The following is a 1,619-nucleotide window of genomic DNA, read 5'->3' on the forward strand; positions in this document are numbered from 1 at the left end:
CAGAGTCATGCCGATACGAAACTGTTCCGCGCACTTGGCGCCTGTCGGCGCTTTCTAAAAAAGCCGCCGCTCGATTCAAAGCACAGACCTTGTCCGAACCTTGCCTATCCGGTTGATTGCCAATCATGCTGTCGGGTGAGTCCACTCACCACTGTAGAGCGCCTCGTAAGTGGGAGATGAAGCATGCGACACGAGGCCCAGGACAGAGTTGAATGCCGTCATTGGATAGAAACGCCGGTTGAACCGGAACACAAATTCGTTGAGGTAGGCTTGTAGATGTTGATGACTAACTCCGTGATGCGTGCCGAGCAACCAGGTCTTGAGGTTCGAGAAAGCGATATGGATCATCGGCAGGTGTGCATCGGTTCTCTCGGGGTCGCCATCAAGCACCATAGGCTCGTGCGAGTAACCCAAGGCGGCCAACTCATCGTAGGCCTGCCAACCATCGGTGCGTACAACAGCGCCCTTTGCCACATTCTCTTGCACGAATCCCGTGAGAGTCTTGGCGCCACGGTTTGGCACAAGGCGCAGCCGCAATCTTCCTGCATAGACGGCTCTCTTGGGCTTTGCTCCATTAGCGCCGGCCGGCCGTGGGCGTACCTCGATGGCTCCAGCGACCGTCGCCTTATGGTGGACACCACGGCCCTCTCCCTTTGTGCGGCCGCCCACAAGTGCCTCATCCACTTCGACCGGATACTGGGATCCAATAGCGTCACGTTCCGGCCGTACCATGCCAGCGCGGAGCTTGTGGAGAATTTGGAACGCTGTCTCGTAGCGCCGCAGCCCAAGCTGCCGCTGAAATTGCACCGCAGACTGGCCGGGCGTCTGTGTCGTTACAAGGTAAGCGCCCCAGAACCATGTAGACAACGGCGTGTGACTATCTTGCATGACCGTGCCAGCCATGAGCGAGATATTGGCTTGGCAGGCGCGGCACCGCAAGACGACCGACCTTCGCTTGGCGAATCGGTACGGCTCACCGATGCTTCCGCATTTCATACACGTAAACCCGTGCGGCCACCGCAGGTGTTCAAGGTATCTTGCGCAAGCTGCGTCATCGGGAAAGACCGTCTGAAATTCTGGGAGCGTCGTCGGGAAGCCGCGGGGGTCCATACAGGCAATTTAGCAGCGAATCACCACTTTGGCAATCAACCGGATAGGCAAGGTTACAATCAGCAGCTCACCCATCCCTGAATAAGAATATCGCTTGACGTATCTGATGCGCCGCTTCTCGCGCAGCCTGCTGGCACTGACGCTGAGCCCTGTTGCCGCCACCTCAGCGCTGCCCGCAGCGCAGGCCGCCCCGGTACTGCAGGTGGCGGCGGCCGATCTGGCGCCTTACGGCCGTGCTGCCAGGGCGGCACTGCAGCAGGCAGGCCTGTGGGATTCGATCAAGCCGAAGCTGGTGCTGGGCGAGAATATCGCCCAGACTGCGCAATTCATCAGCACCGGCAATGCGCAGGTCGGACTGGTCGGCAGCGCACATATCAGGAATGCCGCGTCGAATAGCGTATGGAAAGTGCCTGCAGCGCTTTATCCGCGCATCGAGCAGGGCGCTATCGTCACGGCCAAGGGCAGGGCGAATCCGCTGGCAGCCAAATATCTGGATTTCTTGCGTTCCA

The 1,619-nt window shown here is 59.2% G+C and carries 2 protein-coding genes; one reads left to right on the forward strand and one right to left on the reverse strand.

Annotated elements, in window-relative coordinates:
- Positions 1 to 123: 123 nt before the first annotated feature.
- Positions 124 to 1,110 carry an IS1595 family transposase gene (locus tag HY308_02355; protein MBI3897120.1) on the reverse strand — a complete coding sequence of 329 codons (987 nt, stop codon included), beginning with the start codon at positions 1,108 to 1,110 and terminating at the stop codon, positions 124 to 126.
- Between the two features lie 94 nt (positions 1,111 to 1,204).
- Here HY308_02355 and modA point away from each other — a divergent pair.
- A partial coding sequence (gene modA, locus HY308_02360) for a molybdate ABC transporter substrate-binding protein (GenBank protein ID MBI3897121.1) occupies positions 1,205 to 1,619 on the forward strand: 415 nt, incomplete at its 3' end.

It is taken from the genome of Gammaproteobacteria bacterium, assembly GCA_016199745.1.
GTDB lineage: Bacteria > Pseudomonadota > Gammaproteobacteria > Acidiferrobacterales > Sulfurifustaceae > JACQFZ01.

What these genes read in the sequence shown, in the direction of transcription:
- HY308_02355 (MBI3897120.1), bottom strand. Translation starts at nt 1,110, where the DNA reads ATGGACCCCCGCGGCTTCCCGACGACGCTCCCAGAATTTCAGACGGTC.